General features: G+C 40.4%; 14 protein-coding genes. 9 read left to right on the top strand and 5 right to left on the bottom strand.

Going from position 1 to position 22,750, the window contains the following annotated elements:
• Positions 1-219 precede the first annotated feature (219 nt).
• Positions 220-2,568, bottom strand: a complete 2,349-nt coding sequence (locus tag EMIN_RS04255; RefSeq protein WP_012414999.1) for a sodium-translocating pyrophosphatase — start codon at positions 2,566-2,568, stop codon at positions 220-222.
• Between the two features lie 145 nt (positions 2,569-2,713).
• Complete coding sequence (locus EMIN_RS04260; protein WP_012415000.1) at positions 2,714-3,637, bottom strand: ankyrin repeat domain-containing protein; 924 nt, start codon at positions 3,635-3,637, stop codon at positions 2,714-2,716.
• Positions 3,638-3,785: 148 nt separating this feature from the next.
• On the opposite strand from EMIN_RS04260, the gene EMIN_RS04265 reads away from it, so the two are divergent.
• Positions 3,786-4,427 carry a hypothetical protein gene (locus tag EMIN_RS04265; RefSeq protein WP_012415001.1) on the top strand — a complete coding sequence of 214 codons (642 nt, stop codon included), beginning with the start codon at positions 3,786-3,788 and terminating at the stop codon, positions 4,425-4,427.
• A 410-nt stretch (positions 4,428-4,837) separates the two neighbouring features.
• On the opposite strand, the gene EMIN_RS04270 is transcribed toward EMIN_RS04265, so the two are convergent.
• Positions 4,838-5,380 (bottom strand): DJ-1 family glyoxalase III, encoded by a 543-nt coding sequence (locus EMIN_RS04270; protein WP_012415002.1) that lies wholly within the window; start codon positions 5,378-5,380, stop codon positions 4,838-4,840.
• A gap of 1,222 nt (positions 5,381-6,602) precedes the next feature.
• On the opposite strand from EMIN_RS04270, the gene EMIN_RS04280 reads away from it, so the two are divergent.
• Both EMIN_RS04280 and EMIN_RS04285 read left to right on the top strand, forming a co-directional pair.
• Positions 6,603-7,901 carry a peptide MFS transporter gene (locus EMIN_RS04280; RefSeq protein ID WP_012415004.1) on the top strand — a complete coding sequence of 433 codons (1,299 nt, stop codon included), beginning with the start codon at positions 6,603-6,605 and terminating at the stop codon, positions 7,899-7,901.
• Positions 7,902-7,967: 66 nt separating this feature from the next.
• The gene (locus EMIN_RS04285) at positions 7,968-8,759 is read left to right on the top strand and encodes a M15 family metallopeptidase (RefSeq protein WP_012415005.1); all 792 of its coding nucleotides are present in this window, start codon (positions 7,968-7,970) and stop codon (positions 8,757-8,759) included.
• 3 nt (positions 8,760-8,762) lie between these two features.
• Here EMIN_RS04285 and pbpC read toward each other — a convergent pair whose 3' ends face one another.
• The gene (gene pbpC, locus EMIN_RS04290; RefSeq protein ID WP_012415006.1) at positions 8,763-10,922 is read right to left on the bottom strand and encodes a penicillin-binding protein 1C; all 2,160 of its coding nucleotides are present in this window, start codon (positions 10,920-10,922) and stop codon (positions 8,763-8,765) included.
• Between the two features lie 75 nt (positions 10,923-10,997).
• On the opposite strand from pbpC, the gene gmk reads away from it, so the two are divergent.
• The 6 genes from gmk to mltG all read left to right on the top strand — a co-directional run bounded on the left by gmk (position 10,998) and on the right by mltG (position 16,915).
• A complete protein-coding gene (gene gmk / locus EMIN_RS04295; RefSeq protein WP_012415007.1) occupies positions 10,998-11,603 on the top strand; it encodes a guanylate kinase in 606 nt (201 codons plus the stop codon).
• A gap of 2 nt (positions 11,604-11,605) precedes the next feature.
• A complete protein-coding gene (locus tag EMIN_RS04300; RefSeq protein WP_012415008.1) occupies positions 11,606-11,896 on the top strand; it encodes a hypothetical protein in 291 nt (96 codons plus the stop codon).
• A complete protein-coding gene (locus EMIN_RS04305; RefSeq protein WP_012415009.1) occupies positions 11,896-12,789 on the top strand; it encodes a uracil-DNA glycosylase in 894 nt (297 codons plus the stop codon). The genes EMIN_RS04300 and EMIN_RS04305 overlap by 1 nt, the downstream gene beginning before the upstream one ends.
• A 15-nt stretch (positions 12,790-12,804) precedes the next feature.
• Complete coding sequence (gene priA, locus EMIN_RS04310; protein ID WP_012415010.1) at positions 12,805-14,697, top strand: replication restart helicase PriA; 1,893 nt, start codon at positions 12,805-12,807, stop codon at positions 14,695-14,697.
• A gap of 67 nt (positions 14,698-14,764) precedes the next feature.
• Entirely contained in the window at positions 14,765-15,928 is a 1,164-nt protein-coding gene (tyrS, locus tag EMIN_RS04315; RefSeq protein ID WP_012415011.1) for a tyrosine--tRNA ligase, read from the top strand.
• 3 nt (positions 15,929-15,931) lie between these two features.
• Complete coding sequence (gene mltG / locus EMIN_RS04320) at positions 15,932-16,915, top strand: endolytic transglycosylase MltG (protein WP_012415012.1); 984 nt, start codon at positions 15,932-15,934, stop codon at positions 16,913-16,915.
• A gap of 532 nt (positions 16,916-17,447) precedes the next feature.
• Here mltG and EMIN_RS04325 read toward each other — a convergent pair.
• On the bottom strand, positions 17,448-22,613 hold the full coding sequence (locus EMIN_RS04325) for an MFS transporter (protein WP_012415013.1): 5,166 nt from the start codon (positions 22,611-22,613) through the stop codon (positions 17,448-17,450).
• Positions 22,614-22,750 lie beyond the last annotated feature (137 nt).

Consider the following 22,750-nt stretch of genomic DNA (forward strand, 5'->3'; position numbering starts at 1 on the left):
ACTCCAATAAATAATCCGCTTTTTAATAAAACTACCCAGTCTCACGCCCGTGGTTTATTTTGTTTCAAAGCTTCGCTTTGCGATTTCACTAAACAACACCTCCGCAGCAGCAAGGCGGAGGTGTTGTGAAATCAGAAGGCTAACTATCCCCCGGCTTTACGCAGGAGTGTTCCGTATTCTCATAAAAAAGCCCCGCCGTACGGCGGGGCTTTTAAAATGTTACTCAACTCTTGCTTTACTTCTTACAATAGCCCAAGTTAAGATAGCGAGCAGCGCCGCCGCTAAGCACCAGCCCCACACGCCTAATTTTGTATATTCGTTATTATAAGTAACGATAACAGGCGCCACGATAACCGATACAAGGTTAACAACCTTAATCATAGGGTTAAGAGCCGGGCCCGCCGTATCTTTAAGAGGATCGCCCACCGTATCGCCTACTACGCTGGCTTTATGGCGTTCTGACCCTTTACCCGTATTGTTCGCGGGGTCGGAAGGTTCATCCTCAATAAGTTTTTTGGCATTATCCCAAGCACCACCCGCGTTAGACATAAACACGGCAAGCAGCTGGCCCGATAAAATAATACCGGCAAGGAAACCGCCCAAAGCTTCAACACCCAGCGTCAAGCCCACAAGAATAGGGGAAATAACGCCTAAAAGTGCCAGATTAACAAGTTCTTTCTGGGCAGCGGCTGTTGAAATTCTTACAACTTTATCATAATCGGGTTTGGCTTTGCCTTCCAAAATACCTAAGCCGAACTGTCTTCTTACTTCGTGCACAATTAATGAAGCCGCGCGTGTTACGGAGTTAATAGCGAAAGAAGAGAACAGCCAAGGCACCGCGCCGCCAAGCAACATGCCTACAAAGACTAACGGGTTGGAAACAACTATACCCACGTCTTTTAAAAGCACCATCGCCTGGTCAAGCCCGGCGTTCTGCCAGGCGTTATTAATAATTACCTGAACATTGCTTACGTCAACCATGTAAGAGCCGAACAAAGACACTGCCGCTATAACAGCGGAGCTTATGGCCACGCCTTTCGTAATAGCTTTTGTTGTGTTGCCTACGCCGTCTAAGTCAGCCATGATTTGGCGGGCTTTTTTTGTTTCTTCATCCGTTTTGCCGTGCCAGGCCATTTCGCCTATGCCGTTAGCGTTATCCGCAATGGGGCCAAAGGAGTCCATAGCCACGTTATTACCCGTTAAGGTGAGCATGCCGATACCGGTCATAGCTACGCCGTAAAGAATAAAGTTAAATTTAGCGGCCCCCGTCAAACCTTCAATTGAGCCGAAAACAACGATTGAAATAAATATCGTTATAGCGATAACGACTACCGACCATACCGAAGATTCCAAACCTACGGCGAAACCGCTTAATATGGTTGTGGCGGAACCTGTAGACGTGGAACGTTTAACTTCTTTAACAGGCGCGCCTTCCGTACCCGTAAAGTGCTCGGTAAGTCTGTCAATGGCCATAGCTAAAATTACACCGACGGAAACGGCTACCCATGGTCTCCACCAACCGCCGGGAATGTCCCTCATATAAAAATACGCTAATACGGCAAAAAGCGTTATGGAAATAACGGCTGAAGTAAAATATCCTCTGAAAATGGCGCTCATCGCGTCGCCTTTGCCGCCGTGATCACGCACAACGTAAGTACCTATGATAGAGCACATTACGCCGATACCGCGTACGATAAGGGGGTAAACTATCCATTCATAGTTGCCTGTAATATGCCAAAGCGCAAGACCTAAAATAAGGCCTGACACAATGGTAACTTCGTAGGATTCAAAAATGTCGGCCGCCATACCCGCGCAGTCGCCCACGTTATCGCCTACTAAGTCGGCTACCACGGCGGGGTTTCTGGGGTCGTCTTCCGGAATGCCCGCTTCAACTTTACCCACCAAGTCGGCGCCTACGTCAGCGGCTTTGGTATAAATACCGCCGCCTACCCTCATAAAGAGAGCTACAAGAGTACCGCCAAAACCGAAACCCAACAAAGCGTCCGGCGCGGAAATACCGAAAATAACAAATATTATCGTACCGCCAAATAAGCCTAAACCGTCGGTAAGCATACCTGTAACGGTACCCGCGCGGTAAGCTATTTTAAGCGATTCGCCAAAAGATCTGCGCGAAGCGTCCGCCACGCGCACGTTGGCGGCAACTGCTATACGCATACCTATTTGTCCCACTAAAAGCGAAAAGACTGATCCCAAAATAAAAGAACCTGCGCGCCCGAAAGCGATAATTAACTTTATTTTTTCGGGGGATAGACCTTCAAAGCGTTTCATAGCTTCGGCAGTCACCGGGACAATATATACTGAAAGGAAAAGACATATTGTCAAAATAACAATTAAAGGTACAATCGCTTTGAACTGTTTGTTTAAGTAAGCGTTCGCGCCTTCTTTTATAGCGCCCCAAACCTCTTGCATTTTCGCGTCCCCTGCAGGGTGGGCCATAACTTGTCTTTTTAAAAACAAGGCATAAAAAAGACCTAACACCGCAACTCCCAAAACGCCGAATATAGCGTATTGTTCATACAGGTGCAGGCCGCTCATTCCATACCACATAGTAAGCCTCCATATATTTTTATTAACAGAAATTTACTTCAGAAAGGTGCTTCCCAAATATTGTACATCTTTTTTCGCAAAAAAAAACACCCTTGTTTTTATAAGGGTGTTTTTTATAAAGTTATAAACTTTTGTATAAATAAGACTATTGTTTTTTAAGCGCCTGGTCTAAAGCTTTTCTCTCTTTTTTTTCAACGGATTTAAGATATTTGTTTAAATTTTTAATATATTTTTTATCATTCGGGTAGTTTTTTACTTTCGGATAAAAGGGGAAAAGCCCGTTTAATTTTTCTATTGAAAAAACCACTCCGGCGCCGTTATCTATTAAATACTTGGCTATTTCATAAGAAGGCAGGTCCTTTGTACCCATAGTGGCCAAAGCGTCAAATAAAGGCGTGGTTCCCAAAACCCTGCCCTGTGCGTCATACCCTAATTTAGAAACGGCATTAACATCGGCCCCGCTTTGGACTAAAATTTTAACCTCTTCAAACTTACCGTATAAAGCGGCCGTCATTAAAGCTGTTACGCCCATACCGTCTGGGGCGTCAACTTTAGCGCCTTTTTCTATAAGGTATTTAACAAGTTCGGGGTCAGACGTTCTGCCCGTTACAGCGCTTAAAAGCGGGTTTTTATAATTTAAGTCAGCACCGTTTTCAACAAGCAATTTAACCATGCCGGCGCTTTTTCTTATAGCCGATATTGAAAGGGGGGTAAAATAACCGGGGTTATAATTAACATCCGCACCTATTGATAAAAGATATTTCACGGATTTAGGATTATCAGAAATAACAGCAATAAAAAGAGGGGTGATAACAGCCTGGCCCGTCTCTTCATTAACAAGGGGAGTGTTAACATTATCTTTATTAACAAGTTTTTTTATTTCATTAATATCGCCCGAGCGTATGGCAATATAATAAGGGTTTTTGGCACGCCAGTCGTTTTCGGCGTCTCTTTCAGGTCTTGCCGGCCTTCCGGTAAACATAGGGTGTTTAGGTGACGCGTTATCCCCAGCGTAGGCGGTTATAAATAAAATCGCGCATAAGGCGGCAGCTGTTAAAAATTTTTTCATATTACTCCTCCTGCTTAATAATTATTATAACAATTTATAACGCTTTTACCATTTAAAGGACCTATATGAATCTAGGTCTTTTGGACCTTGTAAATATTGTTAAAAATCCATATAATTTATTTATTCAGGTTATATTAAGGGGCAACAGATGAAAAAAAATATTGTTTTAACGTTATTTTCAGCAGCGCTTTTAATGTCTCAAACGGCTTTCGCTTCAGACTTTAAAACCGTAATTTTTAATAATTCGCCAAAAGAAGGCCGCAGCATAGGTAAAATGGCGGATTATATCCAAAACGCAATAAGTGATTACAAATATAAAAGACAATCCGATTTTTCTTTAGCTAACGGCGCGGTTAAACATTATAAAGATGGTGATTTCGAATATCTTATGTCTTCGGCTTTCATATATATTACCTCAACCTCAAACAGTGAAAATATTGTCGAATACTGCAATAAAATTATAAAACCCGTTAAAGAACTTTACAATGAAAGAGTTGAAACTCTTGAAACCGTTAAAAAAACATCTAAAGAAGAAGAAATTAAACAACAGGCCCATTACGCTATAATACGCAATGTAAGCAAATTGAAAGATTTAAGCATCTATACGCTTATGTGTGATGATGACGCCGCGATTAAAGTTAAAACCGGCGGGCCGGCATTTCAAAAAACTACAACAGTTTTTGGTAAAAAAACTACTATTTCAGCCGGCTGGCAGGATTATTACAGGAACCTTCCTCCCGAAGTAAGGGAAAGAGCTTTAAAAGAAGCCGTGGAAAATATAGAAAAATAATTAATATTTATAAAAAATACCCGCTGTTTAAATTAAACAGCGGGTATTTTTTATAAAAGTACTGCGACGCACCCCCTGCGTAAGCCGGGGGGTAGACACCTATTTCTAGTAAATAAGCGTGCTTTGTAAGCAACGCACCCCCGCCGGGGGGTAGACACTTTTACTGTTTCACGACGCTTAAGCATTGCTGCCGCGGGTATGGCCTTTATTAGTTATTAATAACAAACAGCTCCATATTCCATAACCTCACTATAGAAGAGGAAGTCCTTCAACCCCAAGCTGACTACGCAAGTTAAATTTTGCGCTCCGGCAAAAATTTGCAAAAAAACAACCACGGGGTTAGCCGCCGCCCGTGGTTATCATCTTAGTTTTAGGCTGTTTTACCTAAATTTATTGAGGAGGAAGGGGGATTATTTTAAAAGGAAATCTTCCTTAATTTTATCCGCAACATCCTTACCTTTAAGTATTTCTATCAAACGCACGCCGAAAGCCATTGATGTGCCAGGCCCGCGGGAAGTTGTAATGTGTCTGTCGGTAACAACAGGCTCTTCCTCATAAACGGCCCCGGGCCCCAAGTATACCCTCATACCGGTGTAAATTGTGGCTTTATAACCTTCCAAAATACCTGCCGTGCCAAATACAGCGGGGGCCGCGCAAATAGCCGCCAAATTCCGCTTTGCGGCGTGCTGTTTTTTTACAAGTTCCAACAAGCCTTTATGTTCTATATATTTAATGGTGCCGCCCGGTATTACAAGCATATCAAAAATATCGTTTTTAACCTCATTAAAAAGAACATCCGCGGTTACGGTAATGTTATGTTTGCCTAAAACTTCTTTTTTATCTGATAAGGAAACTATTTTAAGCCCAACGTCCGCCCGTCTTAATAAATCAGCCGTTACAACGGCCTCAGCCTCCTCAAACCCGTCAATAATAAATAATGCAACTTTACTCATAAATGCCTCCAAATATAATAAAAATGTTTTTTTGCACGCCTCCCGCCGCCTTTTGGAGAAAGGGGGAAATTATATTTTTTATCTTCCCAAAATATTTTTTTAAGCCAAACCGCGCTAAATATAAGGTTTTTGTAAGCCAAAAGAAGGGGTTTAAGAGCATTCGCAATTGTTACGGTAAACACAAAAATAGCTTTGCCCAACAAATAGGCCAACATTATTTTCAATAATTTAATGCTATCTATTTATTAAAAAAAAGTAAAGAAAAACCTAAGATATCACAAAAGTCATATTTTTTTACAAAATTTCTATTTTTAAAAAAGATGCCTTTTTTATAAATTTTCAATTTTTATATACATTCCCCTACCCCAAAACTTAAATTCCAAAATCGCTGCCAATTTTTAAAAGTCATAATTTAAAGCATAAAGGTTACCCAATAAAATCAATTTTTATGTTTTTACACAATAAACAAAAAAGCTAAATCTCAAATTTAAAGGCATTTTTAGTCTGGGGGAGTTATTTGTCATGCATCAATTACTAACGATAATTTTTATTATGTCAATTAAAATACCTCAATAAACAATCTTTTAGCAACCTATAATTATTGTTATAAAAATTATATTATTGTTTATTTTATAACAAAATAAAAATATAATTTAATATTTATTTTAGATTTTTTTAATAAGCAACAAGGCAGTTTTTAAATTTACTATAAATTACAACCAAAACATTTTTTAAAATCTAATATTAATTATTAGATTTTTGTAAAATATAATTTGGTATTTTTAGACACTATTTTAAAAATGCAAAATTACCCATGATTTTGAAAATTGTCTTTTTTCTTTACTTTTTGGCTTATTTTTCAAAATTTATGGTTATTTTAAAATAATCCTTTTTTTAAAATGCGTTATTTTGATTTTGGGGATATCTAGGTATCCCCAAAATCAAAATCGCTCTTTCCCCCCAGCCCCCCTTTTTTGCGCCAGCCAGAGTTAATAACAATATTTTTACAATAAGCGACAAAAAGCGGATTGTTCCATATCATAACCGTTTTTTAATTTCTTTTTTGTGAACTTGTAAAAGCGGATGCTTGATAAATTAGAAAATGTTACATAACAAAACACGGATATACCCAGTTTAAACGCGGGGTTCTTTTTTTAATATAATTTATAAAGCTTCAAAATATATTAAAAGACTTCTTGAAAACAAAGGAAAACAACAATAAATGGACACTAATAAAAATAAACAGCCTCCTGCCCTGTTCATGCTTTCAGGCGTGGAAATGTGGGAACGTTTTAATTATTACGGGATGCGCGCGCTGCTGGTGCTTTTTATGACCAGCCAAATAATAGGCCTTTCAGACAGGGCCGCGGGCCGAGTTTATGGACTTTTCGGCGCTTTGGTATACCTTACGCCGGTATTTGGCGGTTTAATAGCGGACGCCTATTTAGGAAAAAGAAAATCTATTATCATAGGCGCCGTTTTAATGATGTGCGGGCAGTTTGTGCTTGCCTCTTATGGGTTTTTACCTCCTATAGCGGCTTTAGCAATAGGTTTAACCCTTATTATAGCGGGCAATGGTTTTTTTAAACCGAATATTTCCTCTATAGTGGGGGAACTCTATGATGAAAATGACAATCGCCGCGACGCCGGTTTTACCATATTTTATATGGGTATTAACATAGGCGCGTTTTTAGCTCCGTTAGTATGCGGTTATTTAGGCGAAAAAGTAGCCTTCAGATACGGCTTTTTAGCCGCCGGTATAGGCATGTTAATCAGTTTAGTATGGTTTATTTGGTTAAAGAACAGGTTTTTGGGCGATATAGGCATACGTCCCGCTATTGAGGAAAATAAAAACGATAAAGGGGAAAATGAGCCCCTTACCAAAGTGGAAAAGGACAGGATTTTAGCTATATTCATATTTACTTTCTTTTCAATCTTTTTTTGGGCGTTTTATGAGCAGGCGGGTTCTTCTTTAACTTTGTTCGCGGACAGATCCACTGACAGAGTAATATTCGGGTGGGAAATGCCTACAAGCTTTTTTCAGTCTTTCCCGGCATTACTTGTGGTGTTATTAGCGCCCGTGTTCGCCTGGTTATGGCGCAGAATGGGCGAAAAAGAACTTTCCACCCCCGCTAAATTTGCCTGGGGTTTAGCTTTACTGGGCATAGGTTATATTATCATAGCCATAGCCGCATACGCATACAAAAACAGCGGCCTGGTAAGCATATTTTGGCTTTGCGGTTTGTATCTTATGCATGTTTTGGGCGAATTATGTATTTCTCCCGTAGGATTATCTATGATTACCAAGCTTTCACCCGCTAAATATGTTTCTTTATTTATGGGTGTTTGGTTCGCTTCGGACTTTTTCGGCGGACTTTTGGGCGGCTTCTTCGCGGGGGAATATAATGAGGCCAGTTTGGTTTCTTTATTCTCTATACCCGCGGCTACGGCCCTTATATGCGCTTTAATTATTTGGGCGCTTTCGGGCAAGCTTAAAAAGTGGATGCACGGTATAAACTAACAAAAAATATTTAATAAAAAAGGCGGATATAAAAACCCGCCTTTTTTATTTTTATATACTTAAGTTATGAACAACAATTTTGATAAACACCAAAGCATTAACAAACGCGTTAACAGAACATGGATTGCGGTTCTTATTATTTGTTTAGTTTTTACTGGGCTTATTTTGTTTTTCCCTTCCCAAAATAACGGGGGAAAAGAAAATAACGCTATTCCCCCTGTAAAGGATATTACCCCTCAAATTATTGAAGCTTCCGCCATTACTTCTGAGCAGGAAACTCTCCCCCTTTTTCACGACAACGCCTTAAAAACCGCCGGGTTTGTTAATATAAAAGAGCTTTCCCCCCTTTTTTATTTTGACATACGTTACGCAACAACCAACAATTTTACAGGCAAAGTTATTTATGACACCGACCAATGCTATTTACAAAAAGAAGCGTCCGAGGGCATTTTAAAGGCTTTAAAAATCCTTCAGAAAAGGGACGAACCCCTTACTTTTATTTTTTACGACTGTTACCGCCCGCAAAGCGCGCAGGAAAAGCTTTGGCTGGCATATCCTAACCCAAGTTATGTGGCAAGGCCGGAAAAAGGCTCCCGCCACAGCAGGGGGATGGCGGTTGATTTAACGCTTGCCAAACAAGACGGCACCCCTTTACCTATGCCAACCGAATTTGATTCTTTTAAAAAAGAAGCTCATATGGATTACAACGGAAGCAGTGTATCAAAAGAAGCTTTAGAAAACAGGGACTTGCTTAAAAAAGTAATGACTGAAGCGGGCTTTACCTACACCCGCACCGAATGGTGGCATTTTGATAAAACAGGCTGGAAACAAAAACCTGTACAAAATATAGATTTTTAATAATCAGTCTAAAACTAAAAACTTTATTTTTTGGTGTTTACCGTCGGCAGAATACAGCTCTAGAGTATGCTCCCCTTTATCGAGCTGCCACCACACGCTGTGCTCGTCAGAGCCGAACTGTTTACCGTTTACAACCCATTTTAAAGGCCTTTTGCCAGAAGCTTTAAACAAAACTTTTTGCGTGTTTAAAGGTATGGCGGAATCTATTTTAAAAACGTCGCCTTCTCTTGGAAATTGTATTTCAAAGTTATCCCCGCTCTCATTTGCTCCGTTATGCAGGCGGCATATTTCCACGGGAAAGTTATCAATATTAAAAACCTCCGCCTTTTTATGGGGGCAGCGCGGGCTCGCCAATTGGCCCGAGGAGGGGCATATATAACGGCGTTCTATTCCCTGCGGTACGATAAAATCGGTTGAACCGTATTTTTCATGCATATAAACAGCGATATCTTTTAAAAGCGGGGCCGCGCCGGAAATGCCGGAAACCTTGCGCATAGGCTGCCCGTCAAAATTGCCCGCCCAAACGCCTATTGTCCACTGCGGCGTATAACCAAGCGCCCAGTTATCACGGTAATCTTTGGAAGTGCCCGTTTTAGCCGCAAAAGCAAAGGGCGTGTTTAATGGTGAGTTTAAACCAAAAGCCGCCGCTCTCGCGTTGTTGTCTGAAAGAATGTCACTTATTATAAAAGCCGTTCTCGCTCCGAAAACACGTTTGCTTGCCCTGCGCTCCCCGACAGCGGGCCTTATAGTAAATCTTAAATCCTTAAAAACACCATTATTTGCAAGCATCATATAGGCGCGGGCAAGCTCTAAAAGTTTAACTTCCCCGTTTCCTAAAGAAATGCCAAGGCCGTAAAAATCGGAATTTTTATTTAAAGAGTCAAAACCCGCGTTTTGCAGCATTTTAATTATTTTTTGCGTACCCATATCTTCAGCCACGCGCACAACGGGCACATTGTAAGAGCAGGCTAAAGCATTACGCACGCTTACGGGGCCGTGAAAGGTCTCGTCATAATTTTTAGGCCTGAAACCGCCTTTAAAAAAAGTGTCCTCATCATTAATAACAGTAGCGGCGGTGTAGCCGTTTTCAAGCCCCAAAGCGTATATAAAAGGCTTTAAGGCTGATCCGGGCTGGCGCAAAGCGTTAACCCCGTTGACCTGGCCTTGGGTGTCGGAATCAAAATAATCGGCCGAACCTAAATAAGCAAGCACCTCGCCGGTTTTATTATCAATCACTATTACCGCGGCGTTAGTTACATTGTTTTTTTCAAGTTTAGCCACATAAGCGGGTACCAGCTCGGACACAAATTTTTGTAAGGAGGAATCTATTGTTGTTATTATTTCATGGTCGTCGGTTTTTATTTCACGGAGTAAAAACTCGGCCAGATGCGGGGCTGAAAAGGAACGGCCTTCCGCGGTAATTTCAATAGTTTCACGAATGGCGATATCATACATTTCGTCGGTTATAAAACCGTTGGAAGCCATTTTTTGTAAAACGCTGTTACGCCTTTTTAAAGCCGCGGGGAAATTTTTTACAGGGTTAAATTTAACCGGGGATTTTACCATCGCCGCCAAAAACGCCGCCTGGGAAAGTGACAACCCCTCCGCGCTTGTATTAAAATAATAATTTGAGGCATATTCAACGCCTTGCACCATGTTGGAAAACTCTACCGTATTTAGGTATTGCTCAAGTATTTGCTGTTTATCTAAACTTTTTTCAACGGTAACAGCGGTTAAAGCCTCTTTTATTTTTGACCATATATTTTTTTTCCTGGGTTCAATAGCGCGCACAAGCTGCTGTGTAATGGTGCTGGCGCCAGACACAACTTCCCCGCTTGATAAATTTTGCCAAGCCGCCCTTGAAACAGCTTTAACGTCAATGCCCGGGTGTGTAAAAAAGCGTTTATCTTCCACGGCTACTAAAGCTAGTATCATCCAGGGCGAAACATTTTCAACGGACACGGGCTTGGAATAAGTTTGCGTGGCGGAAAGAAAAGTACGCATGGGAATGCCGTTTCGGTCATAAAATATTACAGACGGAGAGACTGTATAATTATGCACACGGTCCGCTTTTTTAAAAAAGTAATAAAATGTTCCCGCCGCCAGCAGTATAATAACAGACGGTAAAATATAGTAAAATTTTTTATTGTTAAAAAGCTTCATTATTTAAATTTTAACAATTTTAAACGGATTACGTTCTTACCTTGATAAAAACATTTATATTTAATAAAATAAACTATGGACGCTTTTGTACTTATAGTCTCTTCGCCTTCAGGCGGAGGGAAAACAACTATAGTTAACGAACTTCTTAAAAAAGACCGCACTGCTAAGAGGGTGGTAACCGCCACAACCCGCTCGCCTAGAAAAGGCGAAAAAGACGGGAAGGATTATCATTTTTGGTCTGTTAAAAAGTTTCAAAGCGCTATCAAAAATAACAAAATGGCCGAGTGGGCCAACGTATTTACCGACTACTACGGCGTGCCTAAAGAATCTTTGGACACCGTGTTAAAAAAAGGTTTAATACCCGTTTTGGTTATAGACGTGCAAGGCCAAAAATCAATAAAAAAACATTATAAGAACGCCGTAAGCGTTTTTATACTGCCGCCAAGCTGGAATGAGCTTAAAAAAAGACTTTTGGCAAGACCCGGCGGAACAAATAATATTGATGTGCGTCTTAAAACGGCAAAGAAAGAAGTTGCCCAGGTAAAAAAGTTTGATTATGTTATCGTTAACGATAAACTTGACGGCGCGGTTAACGCGTTATCAAAAATAATTTTTGCGGAAAAACATAAAACCCAAAGAAAAAAGCCCGCCATAAACAGGCTTAAGCAAAAACGGAGATAAAAATGTCAATAGATAAAGAATTTGAAACCAAACTTATGGACTACAGCGGAGACAGATATAACATGGTAGTTTTAGCCACGATGTGGGCAAAAGAGCTCAGAAAAAAAGAAGAATACAAAAGCCAGCCCGCCGCGGTAGTAATTAAAGTTGCGCTCGACGATATTTTATCAAACAAAGTTACCAAAGAACAAGTATTGGAATCATGCAAAAGCAGCTACGAAACGGAACAAAAAGCCGCCGAAGAAGCCAGAAAAGAAGCTGAAAGAAAAGCTAAAGAACCCTTAAAATTATAATGAAAAAAGAATTAAGAAGCCTTGTAAAAGAATTTGCGGGCGTCTTAGCTAACAGCGAAGAGGATGATTTTTTTATAGCGGCGGCAAAAGAAGAAAATGCCGCCGCTGTTTCTTCTAAGCAAGAGGTTAAACCCCCACAAGCTGCGCCTGCCCCGGCAAAAAGCGCAGAGTCCGTTTTGTCCGCGCAAAATAACGCGCAAACTTTAAAAGAGGATTCTTCCATGCCCGCACCCCAAACACCTAAAACAAAAAAAATAAATTCTAATAAAGAGGCTGAACTTAATGCTTTAGCCGAACAAATTTTAACATGCAAAAAATGTCCGCTTGGCGAAACAAGGCTTAACGCGGTACCCGGCGAAGGCAACGCAGACGCAAAACTTATGTTTATAGGCGAAGGCCCCGGTTTTGATGAAGACCACCAGGGCAGGCCTTTTATAGGAAGAGCGGGTACACTGCTTACTAAAATGATTGAGGCCATGGGCCTTAAAAGGGAAGAAGTTTTTATAGCCAACATGGTTAAATGCCACCCCATGACAGACCCTTCCAACCCCGAAAAACACGGCAATGACCGCGCGCCTTCCAAAGAAGAAATTGCCTATTGCAGAAAATATATAGAGGCCCAAATCGCCCTTATACAGCCTGAGTTTATTGTCGCTTTAGGCGGGGTAGCCGCAAAAAGTTTAATAAAAGACGCGGACTCTTTAGGCGCGTTACGAAACAAAGTGCACACTCTTGAGTTAGATAATTTTGACCTTGAAGGCAAAACAAAAATAGTGGCTACATATCACCCCGCCGCACTGCTGCGCAACCCTAACTGGAAAAAAGACGCCTGGGCCGATTTGCAAATGGTTATGAAGGAAATGGGCCTTAAGTCCCCCCAAAAACCAATTTAATTTTAAGGATAAAAAATGTACGCCTCAGTTGTGTTTGATATAGCGCTTGACCGTGAGTTTGACTATATAGTTCCTTTGGCTTTGGAGGGCGCTATAGCGCCGGGCTTTCGCGTAAAAGCGCCTTTCGGATACAGGCTGGCCACAGGCATAGTAACGGAGTTAAAACAAATCTCTTCCTTTAAAGCGGATTTAAAAGAAATAAAACAGGTTTTAGATAATGAACCGCAGTACGGCAAAGATTTATTTTCTTTAGCTTCTTATATTAAACAAACCTGGGGCGGAAGTTACGGGCAAATATTATTTTCGCTTATTCCGTTTTTCGTGAAAAAACAGCATGACGTTATTTTCCGGGAAATACCCGCCGTAAAACAAATTGAGTTAAACAAAATACAACATAATGTTTTTGACGATTTAAAAAATTCCGTCGGACCTTCTTTACTTTTCGCGCCGCCCAAAACAGGCAAAAAAAGCATTCTTATAAAACTTACATTGGAAGCCGCCCAAAAAGGGCAAGTCCTTATTATGCTGCCCGATATTTTATCGGCGCAGGTTTTTGCCGCTAATTTACAACAATATTATGATAAACAGGTTTTACTGTGGCACAGCAAACTTTTAGACAGCGTTAAAAAGCAGCTTTTTTCATCACTTCTGCACGGTAAAAACGGCATAGTTGTAGGAACGCGCTCGGCCGTTTTGCTGCCTTTGTCCTGCCCTTCTTTAATAGCCGTAGTTAATGAGGAAAGCGCGGATTTTAAACAAGAGGAAAACCGCCCCTTTTATCACGCGCGCGGTATCGCGCTTTTCAGGGCTGAAGAACTTAACGCCAAACTTATATTTTTATCACAAACGCCTTCTCTAGAAATGCTTGAACTTGTTTCAAAAGGCGAAATAAAAAGTTTTACTTTAAGCCAAAACCAAAATCTTGTAAACCCATTTCCTTTAGTAAGCGTTACGGATAAAAAAGCGGGCAAAAAATCCTTTTTACCGGATATAACTTTTGATGAAATTACAAAGAGCGTTAAAAATAAAGAAACTGTTTTACTTATTTTAAATAACAAAGGCGGAAAGCCGCTTTATTCCTGCCTTAACTGCGGCCTGGCCGCTGTATGCGGCAAATGCGATGGCACGCTTGTTTTTGATGAAAGCGGCGCCCTTGCCTGCGTTAAATGCGGTAAAGAAGCATCCTTTGAACAAAAATGCTCTAAATGCAATAACGTTATTTTTAAACCTAAAATAAGCGGCAACCAAAAAGTTTACGGTGAAATAAAAAAGCTTTTCCCTTTAGCGAATACCGTTAAACAAGAAAAAGTTGAAATAGGCCTTACCCCCGTTAAAGATAAAGCAAATATTATTATAGGCACTTCGGCTGTTTTAAAAATGCTTTCGGAACAAAACTTCCCGGCTGATCTTATTGTTTTTTTAGACGCGGATATGGAACTTAACTCACCCGATTTCCGCGCGGGCGAGCATTTGGCGCAGCTTTTGTTTGGCGCTAAACAAATGCTTTTCGGAAGTAAAAACGGACGTATGGTTATAGCTTCCGAAAAGGCGGAAACAGCTATCTTTAACGCCGCCGTGCACGGGGATTACGGCGAGTTTGCCCAAAATGAACTTGAATTTAGGGAAGCGTTTAATTTCCCCCCATACGCCACGCTTACAAAGTTGGTTTTATCTTCTAAAAATATTGAGGATATAAACCAAAGCGTTAAATTTGTTAAAGAAGCCTGCCAAAATAAGGTTGAAATTTTAGGACCAATACGCTTTGGCAAAAAAACGGATTCTTTAAAAAAAGAATATCTGCTTTTTAAAAATTTCACTCTAACCTCCCTCCAAGATTTACTTGCCGCGGTAAAACTGCCCAAAACGGTAAAAATAAAAATAGCCGTTGACCCGTATACCTTTTTCTAATCCTTTTTGTAAAGAGGGCCCGCCTTAAATGCTATAATTTAATATATTTACATTTGGAGCATTTTATATGGCAGATTTAGAACAGGCAATTAAACTTTTAACACGCGGATGCGTTGATGTAGTAAGCAAAGAAGAACTTGAAAACAAATTAAAATCGGGCCGAACATTAAAAGTTAAACTCGGCTGCGACCCTACCAGCTCCGACCTTCATTTAGGGCACAGCGTAGTGCTTTCAAAATTACGCCAATTTCAGGATTTAGGACATACGGCCGTGCTTGTTATAGGCGATTTTACCGCCGGCATAGGCGACCCCAGCGGCCGCAACTCCACAAGACCTCAGCTTGACCGCGAACAAATTTTACAAAACGCCAAAACCTATACAGAACAAGTTTTTAAAGTTTTAGATAAAGAAAAAACGGAAGTTGTTTTTAACAGCACCTGGCTTGACCCTTTTGTAAAAACAAAAGAGCTGCTTTTAACACTTTCCAAAATAACGGTAAGACAAGGTTTAGAAAGGGAAGACTTTAAAAAAAGAATGGCCGCCGGCGATCCTGTCAGCATTCTTGAAATTCTTTATTCCGTGTTCCAGGGGCAGGACTCCGTAGCTTTAAAAGCCGATGTTGAACTTGGCGGCACAGACCAAATTTTTAACCTTCTTGTAGGCCGTCAGCTGCAAAAAAACGCCGGGCAGGAAGCGCAGGTGGTTTTAACAACCCCTCTGTTGGTAGGTACCGACGGCGTTAAAAAGATGTCAAAAAGTTATAACAACTATATAGGCCTTAATGACCCGGCGGAAGAAATGTTTGGCAAAGCTATGTCAATCTCAGACGAAATGATGTATATGTATTATGAGCTTTTGACCTCTGAAGATATGGACAAAGTCAAAGCCATGCACCCTATGGAAGCAAAAAAGTCTTTAGCTAAAATACTTGTAACCCGCTTTCATAACGCCGAAGCGGCCGAAGCGGCCTTGAACAATTTTGAAAAAGTATTTTCAAAAAAAGAAAAGCCTGCCGATATGTCTAAAATTACCGTTGCGGAAGGGGAAAGCGTTTCCTCGGTGATTATTAAAGCGGGCGCGGCAAAAAGCAAAAACGAGGCAAGAAGGCTTATCGACGGCGGTGCCGTAAAAATTAACGACGTTAAAGTTGAATCGGACGGAGTTTGCCAATTTGAAACGGGCAATATTTTACAAGTAGGACGCAGACATTTTTTTGAACTGAACAAATAATTAATGAAAAAATATAAAAAACTTATTTTATTAATATCTTGCGCTTTGCTTTTTGTAATTTTCGCCGCTTTTACGCATAATTATTATTTTGCTAAAGGTGCTCCGGTGATCTTTGAAATTTCGGAAGGTCAAAGCGGCGCGCAAATAGCGCGCAACCTTAAACGACAGGGCGTTATTAAAAGCAAGTTCATGTTTAAAATGATGCTTAAGTTTTTCTTTGATCCAAAAGGCTTAAAAGCGGGCGTTTTTGACCTTAGGCAAAACACCTCGCCGGAAGAAGTTATAAGCTGTATTTCAAGCGGAAAATGCCAGCATTTGGAAAAAGTTACAATACTTGAAGGCTGGCGTATTGAAGAGATAGCCATGGCCCTCCAGGATAAAAATATTTGCGATGCCATGGACTTTACCAAAATGGCTAAAGAAAGGAATTTGGAAGGCTACTTATACCCTTCAACCTATATGTTTCCGCAAAAAATGCAAACCGCAAAGGTAATAGACGCTATGGTAGCCGAATTTAACAAGCGGGTGCGTCCTTTATTTCAACCTGAGTTTATGGGCGGCCTTACTGAACGCCAGGTTATCACTATAGCCTCTATTGTTGAACGTGAAGCCGTTGTACATGATGAACGTCCCAAAATAGCCGCCGTTTACCTTAACAGAGTTAAAACGGGCATGAGGCTGGAGGCCGACCCTACCGTGCAATACGCCTTAGGTTACACACCTAGTGAGAATAGATTTTGGAAAAAAGGCCTTACATTGGCCGACCTCCGTAAAGATATGCCTTATAATACATATAAAAGAAAAGGAATCCCCCCCGGACCTATTTGCAGCCCGAGCATGGAATCCGTTTACGCAGTACTTCACCCTGAAGAAAATTTTGACAAACTGTTTTTTGTGGCTGAAAATGACGAAGGCAGACACGTTTTTAGCAAAACTTATGACGAACATGTAAGAAACATAAGAAGAATACGGTCTAACAGAAAATAATGAATATTTAAACGCCCCCGAGAGTAAAACCCGGGGGTATTTTATTTAATATTTAGTTTATGTTTAAACTAACTAAAAACTGCGCTCCTTTATTCTTACGGCGAAACGGGAGCGATGCGTGTACAAGTTTGTTCATTATCTATATTACGCAAATAATTTTACGCGCTATTGTTAACTCATCCGGCTTACACAGAGTGATATCTGACTGTTTCAAAATTTCACTTTAATACCACTAAACCGGCAGCTATAAGGGAATTTTCCTTGAAGAAGAAGATTATCACCGCTTACACAAAAAAATTGCTCTATTTCAATAAACAATCCTTTTAATAAAATCCCCAGGGTTCACGCCCGGATTTCTTTGTTTCAAAGCTTCGCTTTGCGATTTCACATAACAATAAACAGCAACCCCTCCGCAGCGGCAAGGCGGAGGTGTCGCGAAACCAGGATACTATCCCCCCCAACTTGCTAAGCGTTTTGCTCTATCAATAAAAAAGGCCCGTCCTTTAAAGGACGGGCCTTTTTTATTAAAATATTACATTGTCTGTAAAGCAATCTCATAATCTAAGTTAACAGTAGATTGCGTATTTTCAGATTCTTTTGTTTCTTCAGTAGAAGGCTCTAAAACAGATTTTTGTTGGGACGTTAAATCAACATCCAAACTGTCTTTACTTTCAGCATTATCTTTATTTAGAACATCGATATTAGCGCCGTCAATATCTTTTAAGACAGGGGCGTTGTTTAACGCTTTATTTAAATAATAAGCGCCGCCGCCGATACCTACAGCGTGCGAGTCATTAACTAACTTAAACATCGTTTGCGCGCCGCCATTTAAAGATTTACCGAAGTTCGCGCCCGTGGTTTTTAAACTAAGACCTATCATCTTAGAGCCGCTTCCCAATGTTCTAAAACCGGAAACTATGTTTTTGCGGTTAATGCTTAACATTTTAGAGCCTGCGAATGTTCCCGCGGCTATACCAAGTATAGGCACCACAAGTGACTTTTGGTTAGATTCGGCACGGTTTTCGGCCATATTGTTTTTTAAAATAACATCAGAACCTAAGTTTGTCAAAGCGGGCACAGCAGCCATGCCTATATGTACGCCGGGGTAAAGTACTTCAAAGTTTGTAATAAAACTCTTACTCATTTTAGCGTCTTTAAGCATAATTTTACTGAGTTTAAAAAACCCGTTTGTAGTGCTGGCAAAACCTACGGAAGTTAACGCCATGCCTGTAAGGAACATGGGCAAATTATCCTGGCTATACAATACGGCGCTTCCTAAACCTGCGGTTCCCAAACTGCCTACAAGTAATCTCTTGTAAGCTAAAGGATTTTCCCCGCCGCCCAAAGCATTGATAACTTTCTTTGAAGAAAGCCTGAACACGAAAGGTGCAGCAACGAAAATACCTACTGAGGCCAATTTTCTCGCGTCGCCTAATAATACGTTTTCGCCTTCATTTTTGGGAACAACTATATCAGAATATCTGTTTACTTCACCCATACTGTAGCTGTTAACAAGCGCCGCCTCAGAGCCTACAATCAATGTTGAGGCAAGCACCGTTTTACCTACTATGGGGTTCTTTATTGTTTTAAAAGATTCAATAACATCTCCTTTCAAACCCTTTCTAAAATCCTTAAAAGGTATTTTGGGGCCATCGGCTTTGCCTATTTTTGTACTTATTTTTGTTTTGTGGAGCAATAAACCCGTACCCATAGTAGCCGCGAGAAGTATAGGATAAGAAACTGAGAAGTCCACAATTTTCTTAGAGAAGTCATTTTCGGAAGCGTCTTTAAACGCAGCTCTGTAAGACATAACACCGCCTGTTACAAGCGCCGGGGGCGTAATCATAATAAATGAACTGAGGTTTTTAAAAGCCATTGTTTTAAGCGTATTACCGCCGCCGCCGATAGCGTCAGTTAAAGGAGACAGGGTTGATCTGGTTAAAGCCGTTGACACGCCTATGAGGAAGGCGGAAACAGCTAAAGGAGCAAGGGAAAAATTCTCCCTGTTTTTATAGCTGATACTGTTTGAACCGTTAAAACCGTAAGCAATAGGAATAACCAATGCGCCTGAAGCTATCCCCAAGCTGCTTTTAAGTACGTTAACCATGCCATATCTTCTTACAAAAGGAGATATTACAGGTGAAATAAGAGAGGGTAAATAAGGCAAGGCAACGCTGATAGCGCCTAATTTTAAGCCTATCCAAGGGTCGCGTTCTCCCTCCGGTATGTTGTTATTGGCGTAAATATCGCTTAACGGTTTGATTAAACTTGTTGAGGCCGCGCTTAAACTTAAACCCGAAAGAACAAATAAGGTATTAATTTTGTTTTTGCTTCCGGATAAGCTTATAGCTATATTTTTGTCAAGTAAATTTGCCTTACTCGCTATTTCCGTAAATTTGCCAAGCTGTTCCTTAGGTAAAGTAACGGAAAAATCACCTTTAAAAACTTTACCTTCAGGAGTTATAAGCATAGTTTCGTCTTTATGGGTTATCGCAAATTTAAAACCTTTAAGGTTTTGGTTGGCGCTGATGGAAATACCGTTTAAAGGCAGTTCGTTGCTGCCGTTTTTTAAAACAACGGACAGTTCTTCGGTAAATTGTGTTTCTTTAGATGCCTGCACGGAAGATTTTATTTTGGTCCAAAGGCTTCTGCCGGGGACTGTGTAATCCGCGTTAACTTTTAATTTAAGCGCAGCGCCCGCTTCTCCGTTTGCGGAAAGGTGAGAAGCCCTTAACAATGAAGGCACGCTTTCTTTATTAACCGTAATTTTAAAGAAAGAAGGATCAATACCTGTGTTATCACTGCGTACAAATCTTAAAAATTGCTGGTCGCTTCCCGCATTTTTATTTTCAATAATAATACTTGAAAGCTTATTGGTTTTTCTACCCAAAGCTCTGTCCGCGATATTTGTATTTTTTATAAAAGGAACCTTTTTAAGCCATGTGCCGGTAACGCCGGGAATAGCTTCCGTTAAAAACACTCTGACATTACCTATTTGCTTTTGGTCGGAACCTTTAAAAAGTATAAGAGAGCGTTTTTTGCCTTTGGAAAAAAGAGTGTCAACCAGCTCGGCTCCGTATTTGCCGCTGGCAACTGAAGCCATACTGGCAACGGAACCGCTTAACGCCTGTCCGGCCAGCATTGCGCGGCGGTCAAGAAATTTGGAAGTCGTAAAAAGTTTACCAGTTTCGCCGGCTAAAAGTTTATGTGAAAGTTTAGCGTCTTTACTAGGAGAAGAGAAAACTAAAGGGCGTTTTGACCTTGCCGCAGTAATAGTGTTAAATTCTTTTGCCGCGTTTCTTGACGCGTTTATAAAGTTCCTTTCAACATGCAAAAGATCGGCTAAATCTTTACGTGCCGAGGTATTTTTTAAGTTTTTACCGGCCAAGTAAGCTTCTAAATTTACGGCATTACGGGCCTGGGTAATAGTTTCTGGGTTGACTATAACGCGCCCTGCCTGCACGTTAAAAACGGCGGCTTGAACAGCCTCTTGAGCCACGCTGGGAATTAATTCGCCGCTAACCGTTCTAGGGCCTATAAATTCCGGCGCCGTGCTCCCAAAATGTTTATAGTTACTAAAAACAGCAGGCTCAAGGCCTTGTTTTATCTTTTGCGAAGCTTTAGCAAAATAAGTAGGGTTTTTACGGTTCGCGAATGTTTTTTGGTATACGGCAAGATTCTCTCTAAGAAACGCCATTTTATTAGCGTTATTGCCTATACGGGCTAATTTCATTCCTCTGTAAGTTTGCTTGCCCAAACGGCCAATACCGCGCACGCCTTTAATGGCAAGCCTGCTTAAATCCCAAAAACACCATACCAAAAAACCTATATTTAAACCCGTGCCTACATTGGCTATAATTTTTGCTTCCTGTACGCGCGATTCTTTCCTTTTTATATTATTTTGGTATTCTTTGGAATTATTATCTCTTATTACGGCGTTTCCATTAAGATATTTTTTTATGCTTTTTCCGAAAACAGAGTAAATGTCGGTATCTAAAACACTTTCTTCATGAACGGATAAATCGCCCATGCTTTGGTTAACTATAAAAAGAGCAAGCAATGCGTCTTTGGCAAGACCTTTTTGTTTAGCAAGAGCGTCAAAATTATACATCAGCCCTTCCGCATTGGCTCTGGACCTGTTTTCATCGTCCTTAGTAACGGTCATACTTCTTCCCTGGGCTGTAAGATGATTGCCGGCGCGGTTATATTCCTGGGTATATTGGTTAGCCCCGCTTTTACCAGAAAGCAAAGCCCCTACTAAAAAGGGCTGTATACCGCTGCAGCGCAATTTTAATTCTTTATCAAAGTTAATTTTTACTTCCTGGAAAACCCTGCATTTTTCAACGCCGTATTTTCTAAGCAGGTTTAAACTTCCCTGGGTATTATCTTCAGCTAAAATAAAAGCCACATCCGTCCAGGCGTTGTTGATTCTTCCCGATTCGTTATATTTGGCGTATTGGCTTATTTCGCCTAAATATTTACCGTGTCTGTTATTAAATTCTTTAGCCATCAGTTCAAAGTCAAAAATATCAAATTCGCTTATACGGTTTTCTCTTTCAAAAGCGCTGTTAAGATAGCCGCCAACCGTTCCATAACTTTTCATATTAACAAGCGCGCTGATAGAAGTTATAAGTATTCTTGTATAATCAGCGTGCTTCTCATGTTTTTCTAAAAATTCGACTATCGGGTAACCGTCTTCGGAATATTGCCCCAAAATGCCAAGTCCCGATATAGCGTTAATCTCAAGATCGCACTGCCCTTCCTTTTCACATTTTTCGCCCGGGTTTTCAAGAACATATTTATAAATTCTCATTAAATGCGTTTTATCGGCTTTTGTAAAAAGCTCATTATCTTCATGGCTTACAGTGAGCAGGGCGGGTGTAACCTCTAACAAAGAAGGCAGCACCGCTTCAGGCTTTCTTTTATAAAGGTCCATGATTTCCGCGGCGAGTATTTTTAATTCTTCCATTACCGCCTGGTCTACCTTGGCGTCGCTGGCCTGCTGCTGCTGTTTTATAGCGGCGATTTCCTCTTCATATCTCTTTTGGATATTTTGGCGGGTAAGCTCCTCTTCTTTTCTCTTTTTAAGTTCACTTAATGCTTCTTCTTTCCATTGTTTAAGTTCGCTTTCTGTTTTTTGTGTCCAAATAAGAATCTGTGTTTGCGGAAATTCTTTGCTTGCAAAACCGGCGGCTGACTGCCTGATCTGCTTTAACTGCATGTTATAATTTTTGTTTATAGCGGAAATGATAAGCCTTTCCTGTTCTTCGACCGCTTTGGTAAAATCCGCAGTAAATTTTTTAATTGTGGGCAGTTCTTCTTTTTGGAAAATTATATATTTAATTTCTTCAGCTCTTCTATAAACGGAATCTTCCTGCAATCTTTTTTCATATTTAATTGCATCAAGATAGTTCATCTTAGCGACTTGGGCGTTTACATTTCTTATTCTTAAAGAGGAAGGAACAAAACGGTTATATTTTAAAACCTGTTCCATCTTTTTTTGCTGGTCCGCCGGGTCAGAATAAATTTCTTTGAGTCTTTTATCTCCCATACGGGCGTTATCAACTTTCTGTTTGCTTAATGAAGGACGGGATTGGGTTTCGGTTTTAGAAGCGCTTTGTGCAAAAATATCAGCATTACAATTGAAAAGAATTGCAATTATTAATGTTTTAGATATAATTCTGTTAAGCAGCTTCATAAACTCTCCCTTTCATATTTAGTTATTATACTTACTGTATTGCTTTTTTCTCTTTTCTTACTTTGAGTTTAACAGAAAACATCTTATTATGCCAGGGCCAAAAGACCCAAATGAAATCTAGGTCCTTTTTTTAAAAA

Origin of the sequence: Elusimicrobium minutum Pei191, from assembly GCF_000020145.1 — a bacterium.
Lineage (GTDB): Bacteria > Elusimicrobiota > Elusimicrobia > Elusimicrobiales > Elusimicrobiaceae > Elusimicrobium > Elusimicrobium minutum.